This window comes from Xanthobacter luteus, from assembly GCF_040049235.1.
Classification (GTDB): domain Bacteria; phylum Pseudomonadota; class Alphaproteobacteria; order Rhizobiales; family Xanthobacteraceae; genus Xanthobacter.
Map to the genome: position 1 here is coordinate 181067 of NZ_JBDZDO010000007.1, position 21977 is coordinate 203043.

Here is a 21977-nt window from a genome sequence, read left to right on the forward strand (position 1 = left end):
GCGGGTCAGCGGCGCCGTCCGCGGGACGAGGCCGCCGCCTTGGGCTCCGCAGGGCTGGCGCCGGCGGCGCGCCGGCCACCGCCGGCCGGCGCCGGCGGCGGCGTGCCGGGCAGATGGGATTCGGCGAAGGCGCTCGTCTGCTCCATGAGGCCCTTGGCGGGCGCCTTGCGGGCGGCGCGCTTTGGCGCCGGTGTCTCCGGCTCCATCTCGCCCGACGCCAGTTTGACCAGATGCGCGCGCAGCGAAGCGGGCTCGATGGACGGCGCCCGCACCTTGTCGAGCGCCTTGACGAGTGCCGCAACTTCCTTGTCGTTCAGCACGTCCGCCATGTGGACGGTCGCCTCGCGACCGATGGCCGACGCGACCGCCCGCAGCATGCCCACGCCCTTGCACTTTTTCACCTGCTTCACGAGCAGCTTCTGAACCATGGTGGCAATATCGGCCTTCAAGTCTGGAAATGCGGCCGGATGGCCGGCGATCGCCACCAGCACGCCCTGGCTGTCAAGATGCGTCGGCATGAAGCATCATCTCCGGTTGGGAATTCAGTTCTTTCATGATCTCGGCGGTGAGCTCTTCGAGAAGAACGCTGTTTGCGGCCCCGTATTTGCCCAGATAGGTCGCGCCGACCTTCTCGGAACAGATGCTGCCAAGCGTCGTATTGGCCTGCGGTATGATCGTTTTCAGCAGGCGATAGGGTGGATTGCGGCGGCTGCTGTCAATTTCCATGGCATCGAGCTTTTCCTGGTGCTGCCTGATGCGCTGGCGCCGGGTTGCCAAGACGCGCGGCAGGCGCTTCGGCCGGGGCAGGCTGGAGCCCGCGGCAAGGGTGCCATGCCAGATCGAGCGGCAAAACGCGGACAGACCCAAGGTCGACAGCGAATCGGGAATCGTCGGGACGATGACAAGATCGACCGAGCGGATGGCCGCCTCGTTCAGTGGCGAAACACCGGGCGCACAGTCAAACAACACGATGTCATACGCGGCCTGCAATGCGGGCAGTTCTTTTTCGATTCTCCGGAAGATCTGGCCCTCGATCGCGTTCAGCCCGTAGCCCTTCTCCGTCAGTGCGACAATGAGTTCGCGCTCGATCAGCCTCAAGGACGGATCGGATGCAATCAAGGAGATGTCGAGCAGGGTGCCCCCGCGGGTCGTGTCGCTCACCCCGCCGCGCACGAAGGAACTCAGTGCGCGCCGCCTGCGGTTGACCAGCGTGTCCTCCAGATAGGCCCCGATGGTGCGATCCTCACGGATCAGGACGCTCAGCAGATCATTGCCCGCCAGGCAGAAGGACACGTTCGCCTGCGCGTCGAGATCGATCACCAACACCCTGCTGCCCCTGGCGGCGAATGCGTCCGCCAGCATGACAACGGTTGTGGTCTTGCCGACGCCCCCCTTCATGTTCGCGACCGCGATCGTGCGCCCTTGCGTCATCAATTGTCCCTCCCCAGGGCTCGCGCCAGCAATGCGCGGTTCTCAAACGTGAGGCGGCTTTCAAGAAAACCATCGACCACCTTGGGCGAGGTGGACTTGCGCTGCGGCTCAAGGCGCACCTCGAACCCGCCCCGGCCGTCGGCTTGGGTCGCAAGGATGAGGCCGATGCCATGCTCGTCGCACTGCGCTTCCACCTCGGGAAGGCGCGCGCGGGCCCGGGAGTCCAAAGGCAGATGCCAGACGAGGTGGCCGAAATGGGTGAAACGGGTCTGCGCCAGCGCCTCATGCACGGCCAGCACCGAGCCGCCATTCTCCGCCTTCAGCTCGAAGGAATGAACGTCGACCTGGAGGCCTGGCAGAAACTGAAACCGCATCACGCTGACCAGCGTGAAGTCGGGCCGCATCCACTGCCCGGAGACCGGGCCGATGCGCGATATGTCCTGCACGATCGTGACGGACCCGGACGGCAGGTCCATGTCGCGCGTGAACGCCCCCGCCAGGAACTGCCCCAGGGCCGGCATCAGATGCGCCTCTGATACGGCCTCCGCAGCGGCCGACGCGGTGCCGGTGCCCTCGCCCGCGGGCGCCGCGAGCAGGAACAGTTTTCCCCCCTGGCCCCGCTCGCGCCCCACGCGCCCCTGCCGCAGCAGGGTGTCGCGCGCCGTGAAATAGTCCTCCGAGGACAGCACATAACCGAGCCGCCGCGAGACCATGGCGCGCATGATCCGGTTCAGCACCGGCGTGCCGTCCGCGGGAAGCAGATCGAGGATCTGCTCTAAGACCTTATCCTGCGCTGCCCCAGCCAATGCCCGAACCCGTCGTTTCCCGCTTGAACTCAAGCCGTGTTCCGACGGGAAATCAACTCAAACAGGTGAAACGGGCGCCTGCAATCTATTTGCCGGCAAATGGCACCTGCCCCTCAATACAACCCGGTGAGATAATAAAAGCCGATCACGAAGAACACCGCCGCGGTCTTCACCAGGGTGATGGCGAAGATGTCGCCGTAGGACTGGCGGTGGGTCAGCCCGGTCACCGCCAGCAGCGTGATGACGGCGCCGTTATGGGGCAACGTGTCCATGCCGCCGGAGGCCATGGAGGCGATGCGGTGCATCACCTCCAGCGGGATGCCGGCGGCCTGGGCATTGGCGATGAACTGGTTCGCCATGGCGCCGAGCGCGATCGACAATCCGCCCGAGGCCGAGCCGGTCACGCCCGCGAGCGTGGTCACCGTGATGGCCTCGTTGATCAGCGGGTTCGGGATCGCCGCGAGCGCGCTCTTGATGACGAGGAAGCCGGGCAGCGCCGCGATCACCGCGCCGAAGCCGTATTCCGAGGCCGTGTTGAGGCCCGCGAGCAGGGCGCCGGAGACCGCGTCCTTGGAGCCGCCGGCGAACTTTCCGGCGATCGCGCGGAAGCCGAACGCCAGCACCGCGAGGATGCCGAGCAGCAGCGCCGCCTGCACCGCCCAGATGGCGGCCCACACATTGGTGGGGATGGCCACCGCATGGTCGCCCGGCACCAGGCTCGCCGACGCGGTCTCGCCGAACCAGCCGGGAATGAGCTGGGCGAACACCAGATTGGCGAGGCCCACCACCACCAGCGGCAGCAGCGCGATCAGGGGCGACACCGTGGGAACGCTGTCGTCCAGCGTCACCTCGTTGAGGTGGCCGGTGCCGTAGCCCTCGCCCGCTTTGCGCGCCTGGCGGCGGCGGAATTCGAGATAGGACAGGCCCGCGGCCAGGATGAAGGCGGTGCCGACGAGGCCGAGGATCGGCGCGGCATAGGCGGTGGTGTGGAAGAAGGTGGTGGGGATGATGTTCTGGATCTGCGGCGTGCCCGGCAGCGTGTCCATGGTGAAGGAGAACGCGCCCAGCGCCACCACCGCGGGCAGCAGCCGCTTGGGGATGCCCACCTGGCGGAACATCTCGGCGCCGAACGGATAGACCGCGAACACCACCACGAACAGCGACACGCCGCCATAGGTGAGCAGCGCGCCGACTAGGACGATGGAGATGATGGCGCGCCCCGGCCCCAGCAGCGTGACGACGGACGCGACGATGGAGCGCGAGAAGCCGGAGAGCTCGATCAGTTTGCCGAACACCGCGCCGAGCAGGAAGACGGGGAAGTAGAGCTTGATGAAGCCCACCATCTTTTCCATGAACAGGCCGGAGAAGATGACGGGCACCGCGCCGGGATCGGTGACCAGCACCGCGCCCAGCGCCGCCACCGGGGCGAACAGGATCACGCTGAAGCCGCGATAGGCGACGAACATCAGGAAGCAGAGCGCGGCGAGGCAGACGAGGAAGCTCATCGCGGAGATCCTTGGCTGGTGCGGGGCTCGCGCCCCGGGGATGGCGGACGGCGCCGGAAACGGGGTCCGGACGCGGGGCGGCGGGACGCCCGAGGCGGGATCATCGGTGGGATGGTTGACGGCGGGAACGGTCGGCGAACGCTGATCGGGTGAGCCTGCCTCGCAATGTGAGACGGGCGCGCCGCCCGGTCTTGCCGCGACGCAGGCCGATCGCGCCAACTCTAGCGCGATCGCCCGACGGTTGCGCGACACCTGCCGGCCGCTCCGCAGCGCCGGGCGGACCCGCGGGCGCGGCGGAGGCGGCGGCGGCGCCTACCAGCCCCCCGAGGCGCCGCCGCCGCCGGACGAGCCGCCCCCACCCCCCGACCAGCCGCCGCCGCTGCCGCTGCCGCTGGACCAGCCGCCGGAGCCGCTGTTCCAGTCCCAGGTGCTGATCGGCCCGCCCGCCATGGCGTCGCGGCCCCGGCGCCCGCGGGCCGCCGGGCCGCCCGGCCCGCCGCCGCGCGTCGCGCGCCAGAAGATGTAGCCCCAGAAGGCGAGCATCACGAGCAGCAGGAAGAGGTTCTCGACATCCTCCTCGCTCCAGTCGGGCTCGGCCGCGCGCCGGGCGCGCACGCGCGCCTCCTCGGGGTCGAGATTGAGGATCTCCAGGATCGCGTCGGCGCCCTTGACGATGCCGCCCGCCATGTCGCCGGCCTTGAAGGCGGGGACGATGGCGTTGCGGATGATGGCCGAGGCCACGGCGTCGGTGAGGATGCCCTCGAGCCCGTAGCCCGCCTCGATGCGCACCTTGCGCTCATTGGGGGCGACCAGCAGCAGCACGCCGTTGTTCTTCTTCTCCTGGCCGAGCCTCCAGGCGCGGAACAGGCGGTTGGCATAGTCCTCGATGGAGGTGTCCTGGAGCGAGGGGACGGTCGCCACCACGAACTGGTCGGTGGCCTTCTCCTCCTGCGCGGCGAGCTTGGCGTCGAGCGCCGCGCGGGTCGCCGGATCGAGCACGCGGGCGGCGTCCACCACCCGCCCGGTGAGCGGCGGGAAGGTCAGCTCGGCCCGCGCCGGCGCCGCGCCGGCGACCAGCAGCGCCGCGAGCAGCGGCATGGCGAGCGCCCGCAAGACGCGCGCCTGGACACCGCGTGTCTGGACGACGGGCGCCCGCGGGCGGCGCGCCAGGGCCATGGCCGCCGCCTCCTACTTGCCGAAATTGACCTTCGGCACCTGCATCTGCTGCTCGGCGATGGTGAAGGTCTCCATGGGCTTGTAGGAGCGGTAGAGGGTCGAGGCCCACAGGATGCCGGGGAAGGTCTTCAGCTCGGTGTTGTAGACCCGGACCGCCTCGATATAGTCGCGCCGCGCCACCGCGATGCGGTTCTCGGTGCCCTCGATCTGCGATTGGAGCGCCAGGAAGTTCTGGTTGGACTTCAGGTCCGGATAGGCCTCCGAGACCGCGATCAGCCGGCCGAGGGCGCTCGAGAGCCCCGCCTGCGCGTCCTGGAACTGCTTGAACTGCTCGGGATTGGTGATGGTGGAGGCGTCCACCCGGATCGAGGTCGCCTTGGCGCGGGCCTCGACCACCGAGGTGAGCACGTCCTTCTCCTGGGCCGCGTAGCCCTTCACCGTCTCCACCAGATTGGGGATCAGGTCGGAGCGGCGCTGGTACTGGTTGAGCACCTCGCTCCAGGCCGCCTTGGCCTTCTCCTCGTTGGTGGGGATGACGTTGACCCCGCATCCCGAAAGCACCAGCGCGGCCAGCACCGCGAGGAGAGGCGCCCTGAAGCGGCCGAGCGACTGGACGAGCGCAGACATGCCTTCTTCTCCCGAATCCGCGGCACCGCCGCGCCGATGGCGCGCCTTATAGCACGCTGCCCGCGGCATTGCGCGGCCCGGCAAAGCCGCAGGGCGGCCGGACGCGACGAGGTCGCGGACCTCCGAACACCCCGCGGCCGAGGCCGCGGACGGGCGCGATGCCATCTCCTCAGCTCCAAATTCCGATGGTAGCGTGAAGGGGAATGCAGCCGAGGATGGCGGGGATCGCCAGGGGCAGCAGCCGACCTATGTGGCGCGCGTGTCCGTGCGGGAGACGGGGATCGAGACGAAGCTAAGGGTTCCGGCCGATCGAGGCGGGGATGGCGGTGACGGCGGAGATCAAGACAAGGCAGCGGCGGCTGATCGAGTATCTACTCTCGCCGATCCTGAGGTATCGGCATGAGGCGGGGAGGGAGAGATAGCGCCACTTTTTATTTGCGGTCTATTTTAACGCGACGAGCACACTACATGCCGGCGCTCAACGAATAAGGCCTAAATAAATGATTCAAAAAATACTTACAACGATTACCCATTCGCCGCTTTCAATTGCGAAGGCAATATCAGGTATATTACTTTTTAATTCTTCTATTTTATTTTTTACAGTTTTCTTAACATCTGGGTTCAATGTCATATCAATTGCGCTTTTAGTTCTATGTTTATGCTCATTTTTCACATTTATATTTATGACAAATAATTACATAACAATAAGAATAAAGTTTATTTCATATATACCAATATTTATATTGATGTACACAAATTATTCTCTTGCAAACAAGAATAACATTAATATTGTTGAGTACTTTTTTTCATTTGAATGGATGTTTATGCTCGCTGCACTTATAACAATAGAAGTATATTTTTTCAGAAAATTAAAGTTACTATAAGTAATACGATACCTATACAAAGCGTTAGATCGCAAACATAAACATTGAGGGTGAGCTATGTCGGAAAAGATTTAATCTGGGCATGTGCCTTCTTTGCCGTCACGCAGGTCCAGCCCCTGCCCCAGCCGCGCCGCCACCGGGCGCAGACGCGCCCCAAGGCCCGCCCCGCACACCGCCCGCCTCACGCCATGAGCAAAGTGTGGAGCACCTCGGGCGCGCCGGCGGCGACCTTGAAGGCCTCCTTCAGATCGGCGCGGCGGTGGGCGTCGAGCCGGCGCGGGTCCACCTTGTTGGAGGCGGGAAGGCCCACCGCCAGGTCCTCCAGCTGCTGGTCGAGCACGGCGGAGAGCAGCACGCCATGCGCCTGCGCCATGGCTTCGAGGTCCGCGCTCGCGCCGATTCCCTTCGCGCGCAGCCCGTCGAGCCGCGCGCGGGTCGAGCGCGCCTCGATGCCGTGGGCGATGGCCAGCACGCGGGCCGTGCAGACGATGGGGAACAGGCCGTGGGCCTTCGCGTCCACTCGCCCGTTCTCGGTGCGCAGGCCGCCCATGAGGGTGAGCGCCGAGCGCACCGGCCCGCCGGCATCGGCCAATTGCTTGAGGAAGGCATACTGCCCCGCCGCCGCGCCATAGGCGTCCGCGGCGAGCCGGTCGGCGATGGCGCCGACCCCGCAGGCGGGGGCGAGATCGAAGAAGATGTCCACGCTCAGCAGGTCGTCGGGCCGTGAGCGCGAGATCCAGGCGGCGACCCGCGCCTGCCAGGTGGCGGCGTCGCCGCGCCACTGGGGCGAGCGGGCCATGACGTTGCCCGGGCAATAGGGCACGCCCACCTCGTGCAGCAGGTCCGCGAGGCGGGCGCCGAAGCGGGCGAACCAGGCGTCGGCCCCCGCCGCCGGCTCGGCCCAGACCACCGCATTGTCCTGGTCCATGGCGAGCAGGCTCTCGCCGCGCCCCGCCGAGCCCAGCACCAGCACCGCATAGGGGGCGGGCGGCGGCCCTTCCGCCGCCTCCGCCAGGGCCGCGGCGCGGGCGGTGAGCGCGGCCAGCTCGCTGGAGATCACCGCCGCCACGTCGCGCGCCGAAACGCCGTCGGCCGTGAGCGCGCGCGCCACCGCCGGCAGCCGCGCCCAGGCGCGGGCGAGCTCGCCGGCGTCCGCGCCGCCGACCAAAGCGTCGTCGAGGGCGAAGGTGTCGGCGGCGCGCGAGCGCAACAGGTCGCGCACCGAGAGCGCGCCGCAGACCACGCCGTTCCGGTCGGTCACCGCCAGGTGGCGCGACTTCAGGCGCTGCATGCGCCCGGCGGCGCGGTAGAGGAAGGCGTCGTCGGGCACCGCCAGCAGCGGATAAGAGGCGAAATCCCCCACCGGGCGCGCCAGGCAGTCCGCTCCCGGCGCCGTTCCCTGCCCCGTCCCCTGCCCCGCCACCGCCCGCAGCGCGTCGCGCTCGGTGAAGATGCCGGCATCCTCGAGCCGAAGCGGCCCCTCCCCGCCCTTCAGCCGCACGAACAGCGAGCCCACCTGGCGGCGCACCATCTCGCCCATCGCCGCGCCCAGCGGCAGCGCCGCCGGCACCACCAGCGGCGGGCTCATGAGATCGCCCACCCGGTGGCGATAGAGGCTGGTGTCGATGCGCGCCAGCGCCCGGTCCGCCCGCGCCTCGGCGAGCGGCACCGTCGGGTCGGCATAGCCGGCACGAAAATGGGCGTCGAGCACCTCGGTGAGCTGGCGGCACGCCGCCTCGGCCTCGGCCAAGGTGCGGATGCCGCCCTCGCGCAGGCGCGGCACCAGCGCGCCGAACACGCGCCCGGCGGTCTCGGCGTCGCCCAAGGCGGTGTGGCGCGGGCCCGCCTCCACCTCGAGGAAGGCGGCGAGCGCGTCGAGCGAGAAGGCGGCAAGGTCGGGGCGCACCAGCTGCGCCAGCAGGCGCACGTCGAGCCGGCGCGGCGGCTTGAAGGCGATGCCGGCGGCGGCGCATTCGCGCGTCAGGATGGCGAGGTCGTAGCCGAGCGTGTGGCCGATCAGCACCCGGCCGTCCAGGAGCGGGGCGACGGCGGCCCAGGCGGCGGAAAAGTCGCCGACCCCGGCCAAGGCCGCGGCGTCGATGCCGTGGATGCGGGTCGCCGCCGCGGGCACCGGCACGCCCGGATCGGTGCGCACCGACAGGCCGCCGGCCGCGTCCGGCGCGGCGCCGCGCCCGGGCAGCACGCCGATTTCCAGCACCCGCGCGGTCTTGGGATCGAGGCCGGTGGTCTCGGTGTCGAGCGCGAGCCAGTCGAGGCCGACGAGGGGGGTCGCATCCAGCACCTCGGCCATGGCGCCCCGCTACGCGTCGACGGGCGCCGGCGCGACGACGAGGGCGGCGAGGCGCTCGGGGGAGACGCGCTTCTCCAGCTCCGCGTGCATGGCGCAGAGGTTGGAGCGCAGATGATTGCGCACCACCTCCGAATCACCCTCGCGGCGGTTCTCGTGGATCGGCATGTTGGCGAACACCCGCTCCCAATAAGCGAGCGGCATGTCCTTCACCGGCTTCGGCGCCCGGCCCGAGAGGCGCTCCAGCGTCTCGACCATTTCGGCGCGGGCGGCGGCCCAGGTCGCCGGCTCCAGCTCCTGGGCGTGCGTATGCCGGTCCATGGCCTCGGCGGCGACCTGGGCGACGCCCTGGGCGCTGCGCACCGGATCGGCGCCGCCGGCGCGCACGAAGGCGTCGAGCATCTCGCCCACCAGAGTGAGGCCGACGGGATAAAGCGTCCACCGCGAGACGGCGACCGCCTGGCGGAACGGCTCCTCCTTGAGCAGGGAGGTGAAGAACGGCCCCGACCGGGCGCGCGCATAGTCCATGATGGACTTCTGCACGAGGAAGGCGGCGCGGCTCTCGACGAAGTCCACGAGCCCCGCGCGATCGGTGATCGGGGCCGGGCCGCGCAGGAAGGAGAGGGCGTGAGAGAGCATGGACCACTCTAACCTAGCGGCAGCGCCCATGTCATTGCGCGCCGCAGCAGGACGGCGCCGGGCGCGCGAAAAAATACCTCCGCCTACGACGAAGGTCGAATACGGTCGTCTTCCCTTGGGTGATAGGTTTGCTTTGATCCGAAATCTTTAAAAATGCCACGGATCGGCACGAGGGAACGCCACCCGTCTGTCAGCCGTATTGCGGGTTCGCGTTGCCCTTTTGAGAAATGGGTCCAAGGACCCGCGGGAAACGCACTCCAAGGGAGGCTGGCGGTCATGCAAACACCCGACGACACCTATTGGCCACGCACGCGCACGCTGATGTTCACGATGCTCGGGCTGTGGTTCTTTTTTTCCTTCTTCATCAACTTCTTCGTCACGGCGCTGAACAAGATCGTGATCTTGGGCTTTCCGCTGGGCTTCTACATGGCCGCCCAGGGATCGTTGATCGCCTTCGTGGTGATGCTGTTCTGGTTCGCGAAAGCCCAGGACAAGATCGACCGCGAGTGCGGCGTCGCGGAAGACGAGTGAGGAGGGCGGCATGTCTGCGGAAACCAGCACTGCCTCCAAGGGGGGCGACTTCGTATCCAATCTCGGCAAGGTCTACGCCATCTACACGGGCGGCTTCCTCGCCTTCGTGATCCTGCTGGCGATCCTCGAGCAGATGGGTGTTCCCAACCGGATCATCGGCTATCTGTTCGTGTTCTTCACGCTGGCGGTCTACGCGCTGATCGGCGTCATGTCCCGCACCATGCAGGTGTCGGAATATTATGTCGCCGGGCGGCGCGTCCCGGCGATCTACAACGGCATGGCCACCGGCGCCGACTGGATGTCGGCGGCGTCCTTCATCGGCATGGCGGGCTCGCTCTATCTGCTCGGCTATGACGGCCTCGCCTTCGTTCTGGGCTGGACCGGCGGCTACGTGCTGGTGGCGATCCTGGTGGCGCCCTTCCTGCGCAAGTTCGGCGCCTATACCGTGCCCGACTTCATGTCGGCGCGGTTCGGCGGCAACCTCGCCCGGTTCCTCGCCATCATCGTGCTCCTGTGCTGCTCCTTCACCTATGTGGTGGCGCAGATCTATGGCACCGGCATCATCGCCTCGCGCTTCCTCGGCATGAGCTTCGAGGTGGCGGTGTATGTGGGCCTCGCGGGCATCCTCGTGTGCTCCATGCTCGGCGGCATGCGCGCGGTGACCTGGACCCAGGTGGCGCAGTACATCGTGCTGATCGTCGCCTATCTGACGCCGGTGGTGATCCTGTCGGCCCAGAAGTTCGGCCTGCCGATCCCGCAGCTCACCTACGGCATGGCGCTGCAGGAGATCGGCAACCTCGAGCAGTCCATGCGCGCGAGCGGGCTCGCCCCCGCCAACATGAAGGAGCACGTGGCCGCGTTCACGAGCTACAGCCCCCTCAACTTCTTCGCGCTGATCCTGTGCCTCATGGTGGGCACCGCCTCCCTCCCCCACGTGCTGATGCGCTACTTCACCACCCCCTCGGTGCGTGAGGCGCGCAACTCGGTGGCGTGGTCGCTGCTGTTCATCTTCCTCCTCTACTTCACGGCGCCGGCCTATGCGGCGTTCTCGAAGCTCGAGGTGTATCAGAACGTCATCGGCCAGCCGCTCGCGAACCTGCCGAACTGGATCTTCACCTACGGCAAGCTCGAGCTCGTGAAGGTGTGTGGCGCCAACGCCGTCGACGTGCAGTCGATCATCGCCGCCTGCGGCAAGATCGCCGGCCAGGGCGGCATGCTGCGGCTCCAGGACCTCGCCATCAACACGGACACCATCGTGATCTCGACCCCCGAGATCGCCGGCCTGCCGTACGTGATCGCGGGCCTGGTGGCGGCGGGCGGCCTCGCCGCGGCGCTCTCCACCGCCGACGGCCTGCTTTTGGCCATCGCCAACGCGCTCAGCCACGACATCTACTACAAGATGATCGATCCGAACGCGCCCACGGCGCGCCGGCTCACGGTGGCCCGCGGCCTGCTTCTGGTGGTGGCGGTGCTCGCCGCCTTCACCGCCTCGACCAAGCCCGCCGACATCCTCGCCATGGTGTCCTGGGCCTTCTCGCTGGCGGCGGCGGGCAACTTCCCGGCATTGGTGCTCGGGGTGTGGTGGAAACGCGCCAATTCCTACGGCGCGGTGGCGGGCATGATCGCCGGCTTCGGCATCACCCTGTTCTACCTGGTGGTGTCGCGCTACTACCCGGCGCTCGGTGCGTCCAGCTTCGGCATGACCGCACTGCTCAACCCGATCACCGGCGCGCCGGTGGTCGACATCGCCAAGGCCCTCGCCGATCCGGCGACGGCGGACGTGGTGCTCGCCTCCAAGGTGGGCTGGTTCAACATCAACAACATCTCCTCGGCCATGTTCGGCATGCCGGTGGGATTTGCGGTGATGATCATCGTCAGCCTCATGACCCCTGCCCCCTCGCGGCAGATGCAGCAGATGGTGGAAGAGATCCGCCGTCCGCGCGGCGGGACGATGATGCAGGAGAAGACCGCCTGACGGTCGTGCTCCACGCAACCGGGAGGGCGGGGCCGCGCGGCCCCGCCCTTTCCTTTGATGCGCGGTCCCCGGCGCCCTTTGGCCGCCATTCCGCGCCCCCCGGACAGATCGACCGTCCGCCGCGCCGCGGGGCCGGGTTCGACCGTCCCTCGGCAAGAACGCATCGATCGTCCGAGCCCGAGCCTTCGGGCGGGCGCGCCCGCCCCGCGAATTCCCCTTCCACCGCCGGTGCCACTGGGGCACCCTTCTTCCCGCCGCCCGGCGCCACCGGCACCGCGCGGAGCGCAATCCGCGCCATGACGGAGACCTGACCCGATGTCGGCCAGCTGGGCCTATCATCTGCCCAACTTCGCGCTCGCGGCGCTCATGTACACCTTGGTCGGGCGTCTGCTGCTGTCGCTGATCTTCGCGCCAACCTCCACCAACTACATCTATCGCGCCTTCGTGCGCCTCACCGACCCGGTGATCGGCGCGGCGCGCCTCGTGACGCCGCAGATCGCGCCGACGCTGGTGGCGGGCGTGTTCGCCTTCATCTGGCTCCTGATCCTGCGCGTGATGCTGCTCGCCGCCTTCGCCCTTTCGGGCGCCCTGCCCGTAGCCGGGGGCGGCGCATCATGAGCGCCCCGGTCCAGCCCTACATCTTCGCCATCCTCGCCATCGCCGCGGTCAACGGCATCTTCTCGCCGTTCGTGCTGCCGGTGGCGATCCTGGTGGCGCCGTTCCTGCCGGCCTTCTTCGCGCAGAGCGTGGCGGTGCTGTTCTTCGCCACCTCGCTTTTGGTCTCCACCGGCACCATCATGCTGGCGGGCGTGCCGGCGGCGCTCTACGAGCGGCTCTCCGGCACCAAGGCCACCACCGAGGTCTCGCTGTGGATCTGGCTGGCCGGCACCGCCCTTCTCTCGATACCGGCAGTGACGCGCTTCTTCGAAGTGGGTTTCTGATTCGCCCGCGGCGGCGCCCTCCGGCGCCGCGGAAACGCCGGAATCGTCCGCCCTCCTGTCGCTTCCGCCTGCGGATGCGGCCCATCGCCTCGCGCCTGCTGGCACGATCCATGCTTGTCGATGGGTGCCGTCCCAGGGAGTGGCAGATGGAAGAAATCCGGCGCCTGGCATTCGAATCGGTCGCGCGCGCGTGCGCCTTCACCTTCCTCGCGGTCGTCTGCATGATGATCGGGCTGAGCTACGCGCCGGGCCAGTCGTTCCGGGTCGGCGGCATCGCCACCTTGCTGCTGTGCGCGACGCTGCTGCAGCGGGCCGGCACCGCGCTGGCGCGCGACCACAAGCGCACCGAGGTCTGGCTCTATCTCGACAAGTCCGCGCGGCCGCACGAGCCGGCGGCGCGGCGCCTGGTGGGCGAGGCGCTGCGCGAGGCCTACCTCACCTTCGCGCGCCACACCGCCGCCTGCGCCGCCGCCCTGTTGTCCGGGTCGCTGCTGCTCGACCTCCTCGCCGCCTGAGGGCCTCAGTCGGCACCGAGATAGCCGGGCAGGTCCTGCGCCTCGTCCAGACGGGCGAGCTTGACCGCCAGCTCCTCGGCGAGGTCGAGGTCGGTCTCCAGCAGCCGGGTCGACATGAAGGAGCGGAAGTAGTTGCCCCACATGAATTCCTGGAACGGCGTGTCCTCGTTGGAATAGGCCTTGCCGCGCACGCCGCGGGCGAGCGTGCGCCAGGGATTGTCGGTGAGCGCCTCGACCCCGTCCGGGATCTTCACGCACGGCCGGCGGTTGCCCTCCATGTCGATGGGCCAGCAATATTGCGCCGCCTCCATCTTCCGCCAGAACGGCCCGAGCTCCAGCGACGACCAGTCCGCCAGCCGCGCGCCCAGATAGGCCCAGTCGTGGTCGATGCGCAGCAGCGCCCGGCACAGATGGTGGTGGTCCACCATATAGAGCCGGCCCTTCGGACCGATCACGTGGGGCACCGGGCGGGCCTTGAGCAGCGCCTTGAGGTCGGCTTTGGAAAGGCCATCCATCTGCCGGGCGCGCCGCTTCACCTCGGACAGGCCGAGGGTCAATTGGGTGGGATGGAGCGCGGCGATGTCGATGCGCCCGTTCTTGTCGTCGTCGTCCGCCACCGTGTCCCCTCCCCGTTGCCCGAAGGGGCGGCGCGCGCGGGCGTCGCCCCTTCGCTCGCAGCGCCGTTTCAGCCCGGCGAGATCATGTTCTCGGGGCGCACCACGGCGTCGAACTCCTCGTTCGTCACGTAGCCGCCGCCCACCGCCTCCTCGCGCAAGGTGGTGCCGTTCTTATGGGCAGTCTTGGCGATCTTGGCGGCATTGTCGTAGCCGATCTTCGGGGCGAGCGCGGTGACGAGCATGAGCGAGCGCTCGAGCGCCGCCTTGATGTTGTCCTCGCGCGGCGCGATGCCGACCACGCAATTGTCGGTGAAGCTCACCGCCGCGTCCGCCATCAGCCGCACCGACTGGAGGAAATTGTACGCCATCACCGGGTTGTAGACGTTGAGCTCGAAATGCCCCTGGCTGCCGGCGAACGAGAGCGCGGCATTGTTGCCGAAGATCTGCACGCAGACCTGGGTCAACGCCTCGCACTGGGTGGGGTTCACCTTGCCCGGCATGATCGAGGAGCCGGGCTCGTTCTCCGGCAGCGACAATTCGCCGAGCCCCGAGCGCGGGCCCGAGCCCAGGAGGCGGATGTCGTTGGCGATCTTGAACAACGAGGCCGCCACCGTGTTGATGGCGCCGTGCGAGAACACCATGGCGTCGTGCGCCGCGAGCGCCTCGAACTTGTTGGGCGCCGAGGTGAAGGGCAGGCCGGTGAGCGCGGCGATCTTGGCCGCCACCTGCTCGGCGAAGCCCACCGGCGCATTCAGCCCGGTGCCGACCGCGGTGCCGCCCTGGGCGAGCTCCATCAGGCCCGGCAGCGTCATTTCGATGCGCTTGATGCCGTTCTCCACCTGCTGCGCGTAGCCGGAGAATTCCTGGCCGAGCGTCAGCGGCGTGGCGTCCTGGGTGTGGGTGCGGCCGATCTTGATGATGTGGGCCCACGCCTCGGCCTTCGCCTTCAGCGCCGCATGGAGGTGGCGCAGCGCCGGCAGCAGACGGTGCGCGATCTCCTCGGCGCAGGCGATGTGCATGGCGGTGGGATAGGTGTCGTTGGACGACTGGCTCATATTGACGTGGTCGTTGGGATGCACCGGCTTCTTGGAGCCCATCACCCCGCCCAGCATCTCGATGGCGCGGTTCGAGATCACTTCGTTGGCATTCATGTTGGACTGGGTGCCCGAGCCGGTCTGCCACACCGCCAGGGGAAAGTGGGCGTCGAGCTTGCCGTCGATCACCTCCTGCGCGGCGGCGACGATGGCGTCGGCGAGCTTGGCGTCGAGCCGGCCGAGGTCGCGGTTCACCTCCGCCGCGGCGCGCTTGACGATGCCGAGCGCGCGCACCACCGGCAGCGGCTGCTTCTCCCAGCCGATCTTGAAATTGCCGAGCGAGCGCTGGGCCTGGGCGCCCCAATAGCGATCCGAGGCCACCTCGATGGGGCCAAACGTGTCGGTCTCGGTGCGGGTTGTCATGCAATAGCCCTTCTTCGATGTGATCCTACCGCGCGACGCGCCGCGCGCGGGCATCCTCATAGCGCAAACGCCGGCGGCGCACGAACCACAACCGCCGCCTCGCGCGCCGCGGGCGGGCGCAAGAGGGGGACGAGAGCGAAACAGTCGCACCCCGGAAACACCTGTGATTTCACCTTTGTCTAACTCAAAATTCTTCCGAAGAGGTAGCGGGCGGAGGCGTTAAGCAAAGATTTTGACCATATCTTTCAACGCTCTGAGCTATAAGCTCAGTGCAGGAGGAATGGATGGTCCCAAGCCGGCGTTCGTCCGTAATGTAGTGTGGTGGCCGACCTTTCGGGGGAGGGGCGGGCCGAAGTTTTGAGGTTAAGTTTGGGCAACCTTGTCAATCTTCATCGGGAACGCAAGGCGCGCGCCCGCAAGAAGGAAGCAGTGGCCGCCGAGGAGAACCGGATTCGGTTCGGACGTGCCAAGGCGGAGCGCACCGCATCGCGCGACACAATCGAGCGGACGCGGAAATTCCTTGACGGACATGCCCTGACCGAGAGGGACGAAAATGAAAAGCCCCGTGGTTAAGAGATCCATTGTGATTGCCGGCCACAAGACCAGCGTCAGCTTGGAGGATGCGTTCTGGGAAGCGTTGAAGGAAATCGCGACCAGCCGCCGCCTCACCTTGTCCGACCTCGTCGCGTCCATCGATTCGTCCCGCACGCAGGGCAACTTGTCCTCCGCCATCCGCCTGTTCGTGCTAGACCACTACCGAGGCGCGGCCGGCAGCGCGCCCGGCCACGGCACCGGTGATCGCACGGGTGCGGCACCTACTTCCGTTGCGTAAGCGAAGCAGCGACCTTATCTGATATGCCTGCCGGGGCGGACGCCGCGTTGAAAGGTGGCGTCCGCTTTCCTATAACCGCACGGCTTGGCGCGCATGCCGGGGGACGTTCTTCCCTGGGTGCTGGCCTTTTTCGCCCGGTGGCGGCGCGGGGGCAGGACACGCAGTGACGCGGGGCGCCGTTTGGCGGCACCGCCGACGGGAGACGCGGATGTCGTGGAAGAATCAGAGTGGCGGCCCCTGGGGTAGCGGGCCGCGCGGTCCCTGGGGCTCGGGGCCGTCGTCATCGGGACCGACGCCGCCGGACATCGAGGACCTCATCCGCCGCAGCCAGGATCGCCTGCGCACCCTGATGCCCGGTTCGCTCGGCGGCAAGGGCATCATCCTCATCGTGGCGCTGCTGGTGGGCGGCTGGCTGCTGTCCGGCTTCTACCGGGTGCAGCCCGACGAGCAGGGCGTGGTGCTGCGCTTCGGCAAGTACGTCTACACGACCCAGCCGGGCCTCAATTATCACTGGCCCTACCCGATCGAGAGCGTGCTCACCCCCAAGGTGACCACCATCAACACCATCTCGGTCGGCATGCGCATGGGCGAGGACGCCCGCCGCGGCACCGCCGTGATGCGCGACGTGCCCGAGGAGAGCCTGATGCTCACCGGCGACGAGAACATCGTCGACGTGGACTTCTCGGTGTTCTGGCGCATCGCCAACGCCGAGCAGTATCTGTTCAACGTGCAGAACCCCGAGGGCACCATCAAGGCGGTGGCCGAGAGCGCCATGCGCGAGGTCATCGGCCGCACCAACATCCAGCCCATCCTCACCGGCGCGCGCCAGGGCATCGAGACCGGGGTGCAGGACCTGATGCAGCGCACCCTCGATTCCTACAAGGCCGGCGTCCAGATCACCCAGGTGCAGATGCAGAAGGTCGACCCGCCGAGCCAGGTCATCGACGCCTTCCGCGACGTGCAGGCGGCCCGCGCCGACGCCGAACGCGCCCAGAACGAGGCCCAGACCTACGCCAACCGGGTGCTGCCCGAGGCGCGCGGCGAGGCGGCGCGCATCGACAACGCCGCCCAGGCCTATCGCGAGCGCACCGTGGTGGAGGCCCGCGGCCAGGCGGCGCGCTTTCTCAAGGTGTTCGACGAGTACCAGAAGGCGAAGGACGTGACGCGCGAGCGCATGTATCTCGAAACCATGGAGCGCGTGCTCGGCGCCGTCGACAAGGTGCTGGTGGATCCGGGCGCGACCTCGTCCCAGGGCCAGGGCGTGGTGCCCGTGCTGCCCCTTGCCGACACGTTCCGACGACCGCCCGCGCAGGGCACCCAGCCGCAGGGAGGCACGCGATGAGAAACCCCGTCATCGGAGGGGTGCTCGCCGTCCTCGGCGTCGTCATCCTCCTCGCCGTCTATTCGTCGGCCTTCGTCGTCTACCAGACCCAGCAGGCTTTGGTGCTGCGCCTCGGCGAGCCGCTCGAGCCCATCACCCGCCCGGGCCTGCACTGGAAGGTGCCGTTCATCGACAGCGTGGTCTATCTGGACAACCGGATCCTCGACCTCGAGAACCCCTCCCAGGAGGTGATCGCCTCCGACCAGAAGCGCCTCGTGGTGGACGCGTTCGCGCGTTATCGCATCACCAATCCGCTGCGCTTCTACCAGTCGGTCGGCACGGTGCAGGGCGCGAACCAGCGCCTGTCCACGGTGCTCAACTCGTCGCTGCGCCGCGTTTTGGGCGAGAACGCCTTCATCACCGTGGTGCGCGACGAGCGCGAGAGCCTCATGCACCAGATCGGCGAGCAGGTGAACCGCGAGGCCCGCAACTTCGGCATCGACGTGGTGGACGTGCGCATCCGCCGCGCCGATCTGCCCGAGGCCAACAGCCAGGCGGTGTTCCAGCGCATGCAGACCGAGCGCCAGCGGGAGGCGGCCGAGATCCGCGCCCAGGGCAACGAGGCGGCGCAGCGCACCCGGGCCCGGGCCGAGCGCGAGGCGACCATCGTCGTCGCCGAGGCCACCTCCAAGGGCGAGCAGCTGCGCGGCGAAGGCGACGGTGAACGCAACCGCATCTTCGCCGACGCCTTCGGCCGCGATCCGGACTTCTTCGCCTTCTACCGCTCCATGCAGGCCTATGAGGCGAGCATGAAGGCGGGCGACACGCGGATGCTGATGAGCCCCGATTCGTCCTTCTTCCGCTATTTCCGCGACCCGGCGGGCGCCGCCTCGCCAGCGCCGGCCCCGGCCCGCCCCGCGCCCATTCCGGCGCCCGCGGCGGCGAACTGACGCGGTCCGATCCGGGGGCGGCATGACGGACTTTCTTGCCGCCCTTGGATTGATGCTGGCGTTCGAAGGGCTCGTCCTCGCCGCCTTCCCGGCGGCGTGGCGCCGCGCCATGGAGGCGGTGCTCGCCGCCCCGGCGGGCCCGATGCGCGTCACCGGCCTCGCCGTGGGCGCGCTCGGCGTGCTCCTGGTGTATCTGGTGCGCGCGTGAGGCGGTGCGCCCCCAAGGCCTGGCGGTAGCGGCGGTGGCGGTGGCGGTGGCGACGTTTTTGCGATCGTGATCGCCGGCCGGCGCCGCCGGTCGCGCTTTGGCCTCAAAGCTCCCCAAACCTCGGGCGCAGGGCGCGTTCTCACGCGCCTGTTTGCGCGCCGGACACGCTTTGGCCTTGCGCCCGGCAGGGCTTAGGGCGCAGCCTCCGATCGACGCCTTCGAGGAGAGCCATGTCCGCCCATCCCGTCCGCCGCCGCCCGCTCGCCATCGCTCTCGCGCTCGCCACGCTCCTCGCCTTGCCCGGCGCGCACATCGCCCGCGCGGCGCCCGGCAAGGGCCCCGATTCCGTCGCCGACGTCGCCGCCCGCGTCATGGACGCGGTGGTGAACATCTCCACCGCGCAGACCGTGTCCGGCGCGCGCGGCGTGCAGGTGCCCCAATTGCCGCCCGGCTCACCGTTCGAGGACTTCTTCGACGAGTTCTTCAAGCGCCGGCAGGACGACGACGACCAGAACCGCTCGCGTCGCGTCTCCTCGCTCGGCTCCGGCTTCGTCATCACCCCGTCCGGCTACATCGTCACCAACAACCACGTGATCGCCGACGCGGACGAGATCTACGCCAACTTCAACGACGGCTCCAAGCTGAAGGCGGAGCTGATCGGCCGCGACTCCAAGACCGACCTCGCTCTGCTCAAGGTGGAGCCGCCGAAGCCGCTCACTGCCGTCAAGTTCGGCAATTCCGACGTGCTGCGGGTGGGCGACTGGGTGATGGCGATCGGCAATCCGTTCGGCCTCGGCGGCACGCTCACGGTGGGCGTGGTCTCGGCCCGCAACCGCGACATCAATTCCGGCCCCTACGACAATTTCATCCAGACCGACGCCGCCATCAACCGCGGCAATTCGGGCGGCCCGCTGTTCAACATGGAGGGCGAGGTGGTGGGCATCAACACCGCCATCATCTCCCCCTCGGGGGGCTCCATCGGCATCGGCTTCTCGGTGCCCTCCGCCACCGCCCAGCCCATCATCGCCCAGCTCGAGCAGTTCAAGGAGGTGCGGCGCGGCTGGATCGGCGTGCGCATCCAGTCGGTCACCGACGACCTCGCCGAGAGCCTCGGCATCGGCAAGGCGCGCGGCGCGCTGGTGGGCGTCATCACCGAGAACAGCCCGGCGGCGCGCGCCGGCCTCAAGGCGGGCGACGTGATCGTCAGCTTCGACGGCCGGGAGGTGAAGGAGGTGCGCGACCTCACGCGCGTGGTGGCCGACACCATGGTCGACCGCGAGGTGGACGTGGTGGTGATCCGCAACGGCAAGGAGGAGACCCTGCGCCTCAAGGTCGCCCGCATGCCGGAGGAGGACAAGCCGGACACCGACCAGCCCAAGACCTCCGATAGCCAGAAGGTGCAGCCCAAGCGCGCCCTCGGCATGGATCTTTCGCCGATCACCGAGGAGCTGCGCCGGCGCTACCGCATCAAGTCGGAGATCACCGGCGCGGTGATCACCAACGTGGACCGCGGCACGCCGGCCGACGACAAGGGCCTGAAGGCCGGGCAGGTCATCGTCCAGGTGGGCCAGGAGGCGATCGCCAGCCCCGCGGACGTGGAGAAGCAGCTCGCCGAGCTGCGCAAGCAGGGCAAGAAATCGGCCCTGCTGCTGATCTCCGACGGCGACGGCCAGCAGCAGTTCATCACCTTGCCGCTGAACTGAGCGGACCGGCCCGGGCGGCGCGCGCCGCCCGGCGTTTTCCCAGCGCCTATCCGGCGGCGAGCGCGCGGCTGATGACCATGCGCTGCACGTCGCTGGTGCCCTCGTAGATCTGGCAGATGCGCGCGTCGCGATAGAGCCGCTCCATGGGGAAGTCGGCGAGGTAGCCGTAGCCGCCGAAGGTCTGGAGCGCCTGCGAGCACACCCGCTCCACCATTTCCGAGGCGAACAGCTTCGCCATGGAGGATTCCTTGTGGAACGGCCGGCCGGCGTCGCACAGCCGCGCGGCGTGGTAGGTCAGCTGCCGGGCCGCCTCCAGCTCGGTCGCCATGGAGGCGAGGCGGAAGCCCACCGCCTGATGATCGATGATCGGCTGGCCGAACGAGCGGCGCTCCTTGGCATAGGCCACCGCCGCATCGAGCGCGGCCTGGGCGATGCCCACCGCCTGGGCAGCGATGCCGAGCCGGCTCTTGGCCAAAGCGGCGAGCAGGATCTTGTAGCCCTTCCCCGGCGCGCCGAGCACGTGCTCCTCGCCGAGTTCCATGTCTTCCAGGATCAGCTGCGCGGTGCCCGAGGAGCGGATGCCGAGCTTCTCCTCCCTCCGCCCGACGCCGAAGCCCGGGGTGTCGGTCGGAACGATGAAGCAGGTGAGCCCGTTCGGCCCGAGAGCGGGGTCGGTGCTCGCCAGCAGGATCACCAGGTCGGCATGGGCGCCGGCGGTGATGAACTGCTTGGCGCCGTTGAGCACGTAGCCCGAGCCCCGGCGCTCGGCGCGGGTGCGCACGTCGGCGGCGTTCGAGCCCGCCTGAGGCTCGGTGATGGCCACCGCCCCCAGCTTCTCGCCGGTGGCGAGCGGGCGCAGGAACATCTCCTTCTGCGCCTGGGTGCCGTGCTGGGAGATCGGCATGCAGGCGAGCGAATTGTGGGTGGACATGACCACGGCGACCGAGGCATCGGCCGCGGCGAGCGCCTCCACCGCCAGGGTCAGGGCGAGATAGCTCGCCCCTGCCCCGCCCCAGTCCGGCGGCACGGTGACGGCGAGCATGCCGAGCGCCCCGAGCGCCCTGAGCTCGGCGGCGGGAAAGCGCGAGGTGCGGTCCCGCTCCGCCGCTCCGGGTGCCAGCTCGGCCTGCGCGAACCGGCGCGCGGTGTCGCGGATCATCTCCTCGTCCGGGGTCATGGACGTCCTCTCCTTCTCGTTGTTGCTTGTTGTCCTTGTCGCCCAGGGGTGCCGGGCGGCGGCACGACCGCGGGCGGCGCAGCGGCGAGGCCGGGGGGCCGCGACCGGCTGCCGGGCGAAATCGCGCCCCGGCCCGCCCCGGGGGGAGCGCCGGTCAGGCGCGAGGGCGGCGCACGGCGCGGGAGCCCCATCGCGGGCGTGGCATGCCCCCGGCCCGCACCCGACGCGACGGCAAGCCGCTCCCCGCACGAGCCCCCACCCCTTTCCCACCGGGCATCGGCGCGCCGGCTTCCGCCTTCTTGTGGGGGTGCAGCCTTCCATTGCGAATTTTGGTCGTCAATAACGAAAATAGGAGCTGCCGGCGGAGACACGCC

General features: G+C 68.4%; 23 protein-coding genes. 11 read left to right on the top strand and 12 right to left on the bottom strand.

What is annotated here, in order from left to right; genetic code table 11:
• Window positions 1-5 precede the first annotated feature (5 nt).
• From ABLE88_RS20255 to ABLE88_RS20295, 9 genes are all read right to left on the bottom strand, one after another.
• A complete protein-coding gene (locus ABLE88_RS20255; RefSeq protein ID WP_348833553.1) occupies window positions 6-518 on the bottom strand; it encodes a hypothetical protein in 513 nt (170 codons plus the stop codon).
• Window positions 502-1431 carry a ParA family protein gene (locus ABLE88_RS20260; RefSeq protein WP_348833554.1) on the bottom strand — a complete coding sequence of 310 codons (930 nt, stop codon included), beginning with the start codon at window positions 1429-1431 and terminating at the stop codon, window positions 502-504. The genes ABLE88_RS20255 and ABLE88_RS20260 overlap by 17 nt, the downstream gene beginning before the upstream one ends.
• Window positions 1431-2237, bottom strand: a complete 807-nt coding sequence (locus tag ABLE88_RS20265; RefSeq protein WP_348833555.1) for a hypothetical protein — start codon at window positions 2235-2237, stop codon at window positions 1431-1433. Before ABLE88_RS20265 ends, ABLE88_RS20260 begins: the two co-directional genes overlap by 1 nt.
• A gap of 113 nt (window positions 2238-2350) precedes the next feature.
• On the bottom strand, window positions 2351-3742 hold the full coding sequence (locus ABLE88_RS20270) for a GntP family permease (protein WP_348833556.1): 1392 nt from the start codon (window positions 3740-3742) through the stop codon (window positions 2351-2353).
• 312 nt (window positions 3743-4054) lie between these two features.
• A complete protein-coding gene (locus ABLE88_RS20275; RefSeq protein ID WP_510182925.1) occupies window positions 4055-4918 on the bottom strand; it encodes a TPM domain-containing protein in 864 nt (287 codons plus the stop codon).
• Window positions 4919-4930: 12 nt separating this feature from the next.
• Window positions 4931-5545 (bottom strand): LemA family protein, encoded by a 615-nt coding sequence (locus tag ABLE88_RS20280; protein ID WP_348833557.1) that lies wholly within the window; start codon window positions 5543-5545, stop codon window positions 4931-4933.
• A gap of 505 nt (window positions 5546-6050) precedes the next feature.
• Window positions 6051-6218, bottom strand: a complete 168-nt coding sequence (locus ABLE88_RS20285; RefSeq protein WP_348833558.1) for a hypothetical protein — start codon at window positions 6216-6218, stop codon at window positions 6051-6053.
• Between the two features lie 392 nt (window positions 6219-6610).
• Window positions 6611-8740, bottom strand: a complete 2130-nt coding sequence (locus ABLE88_RS20290; protein ID WP_348833559.1) for a DUF294 nucleotidyltransferase-like domain-containing protein — start codon at window positions 8738-8740, stop codon at window positions 6611-6613.
• Between the two features lie 9 nt (window positions 8741-8749).
• Window positions 8750-9376 (bottom strand): hypothetical protein, encoded by a 627-nt coding sequence (locus tag ABLE88_RS20295; RefSeq protein ID WP_348833560.1) that lies wholly within the window; start codon window positions 9374-9376, stop codon window positions 8750-8752.
• Window positions 9377-9652: 276 nt separating this feature from the next.
• Between ABLE88_RS20295 and ABLE88_RS20300 the strand changes: the two genes are divergently transcribed.
• The 5 genes from ABLE88_RS20300 (at window position 9653) to ABLE88_RS20320 (ending at window position 13338) form a co-directional block, all read left to right on the top strand.
• Window positions 9653-9907 (top strand): DUF4212 domain-containing protein, encoded by a 255-nt coding sequence (locus ABLE88_RS20300; RefSeq protein ID WP_348833561.1) that lies wholly within the window; start codon window positions 9653-9655, stop codon window positions 9905-9907.
• A gap of 10 nt (window positions 9908-9917) precedes the next feature.
• Window positions 9918-11882, top strand: coding sequence for a sodium:solute symporter family protein (locus tag ABLE88_RS20305; RefSeq protein ID WP_348833562.1), 1965 nt, complete (start codon window positions 9918-9920; stop codon window positions 11880-11882).
• A 315-nt stretch (window positions 11883-12197) separates the two neighbouring features.
• On the top strand, window positions 12198-12500 hold the full coding sequence (locus ABLE88_RS20310) for a hypothetical protein (protein ID WP_348833563.1): 303 nt from the start codon (window positions 12198-12200) through the stop codon (window positions 12498-12500).
• Entirely contained in the window at window positions 12497-12823 is a 327-nt protein-coding gene (locus ABLE88_RS20315) for a hypothetical protein (protein ID WP_348833564.1), read from the top strand. The genes ABLE88_RS20310 and ABLE88_RS20315 overlap by 4 nt, the downstream gene beginning before the upstream one ends.
• 146 nt (window positions 12824-12969) lie before the next feature.
• On the top strand, window positions 12970-13338 hold the full coding sequence (locus ABLE88_RS20320; protein WP_348833565.1) for a hypothetical protein: 369 nt from the start codon (window positions 12970-12972) through the stop codon (window positions 13336-13338).
• Between the two features lie 5 nt (window positions 13339-13343).
• Here the strand turns inward: ABLE88_RS20320 and ABLE88_RS20325 are convergent, their stop codons facing one another.
• Both ABLE88_RS20325 and fumC read right to left on the bottom strand, forming a co-directional pair.
• Window positions 13344-13955 carry a ParB-like protein gene (locus tag ABLE88_RS20325; protein ID WP_348833566.1) on the bottom strand — a complete coding sequence of 204 codons (612 nt, stop codon included), beginning with the start codon at window positions 13953-13955 and terminating at the stop codon, window positions 13344-13346.
• 68 nt (window positions 13956-14023) lie between these two features.
• Window positions 14024-15466 (bottom strand): class II fumarate hydratase, encoded by a 1443-nt coding sequence (gene fumC, locus ABLE88_RS20330; protein ID WP_510182928.1) that lies wholly within the window; start codon window positions 15464-15466, stop codon window positions 14024-14026.
• Window positions 15467-15733: 267 nt separating this feature from the next.
• Here fumC and ABLE88_RS20335 point away from each other — a divergent pair, with 267 nt between their 5' ends.
• From ABLE88_RS20335 to ABLE88_RS20360, 6 genes are all read left to right on the top strand, one after another.
• Window positions 15734-15985, top strand: coding sequence for a DUF4169 family protein (locus ABLE88_RS20335; RefSeq protein WP_348833569.1), 252 nt, complete (start codon window positions 15734-15736; stop codon window positions 15983-15985).
• Entirely contained in the window at window positions 15966-16244 is a 279-nt protein-coding gene (locus ABLE88_RS20340) for a ribbon-helix-helix domain-containing protein (RefSeq protein ID WP_348833570.1), read from the top strand. Before ABLE88_RS20335 ends, ABLE88_RS20340 begins: the two co-directional genes overlap by 20 nt.
• Window positions 16245-16452: 208 nt before the next feature.
• Window positions 16453-17586 carry an FtsH protease activity modulator HflK gene (gene hflK, locus ABLE88_RS20345; protein WP_348833571.1) on the top strand — a complete coding sequence of 378 codons (1134 nt, stop codon included), beginning with the start codon at window positions 16453-16455 and terminating at the stop codon, window positions 17584-17586.
• On the top strand, window positions 17583-18515 hold the full coding sequence (hflC, locus tag ABLE88_RS20350; RefSeq protein WP_348833572.1) for a protease modulator HflC: 933 nt from the start codon (window positions 17583-17585) through the stop codon (window positions 18513-18515). The genes hflK and hflC overlap by 4 nt, the downstream gene beginning before the upstream one ends.
• Before the next feature lie 22 nt (window positions 18516-18537).
• Complete coding sequence (locus tag ABLE88_RS20355; RefSeq protein WP_348833573.1) at window positions 18538-18723, top strand: DUF2065 domain-containing protein; 186 nt, start codon at window positions 18538-18540, stop codon at window positions 18721-18723.
• Between the two features lie 230 nt (window positions 18724-18953).
• Complete coding sequence (locus ABLE88_RS20360; protein ID WP_348833574.1) at window positions 18954-20426, top strand: DegQ family serine endoprotease; 1473 nt, start codon at window positions 18954-18956, stop codon at window positions 20424-20426.
• Window positions 20427-20472: 46 nt separating this feature from the next.
• Here the strand turns inward: ABLE88_RS20360 and ABLE88_RS20365 are convergent, their stop codons facing one another.
• Window positions 20473-21603 carry an acyl-CoA dehydrogenase family protein gene (locus ABLE88_RS20365; RefSeq protein WP_348833575.1) on the bottom strand — a complete coding sequence of 377 codons (1131 nt, stop codon included), beginning with the start codon at window positions 21601-21603 and terminating at the stop codon, window positions 20473-20475.
• Window positions 21604-21977 lie beyond the last annotated feature (374 nt).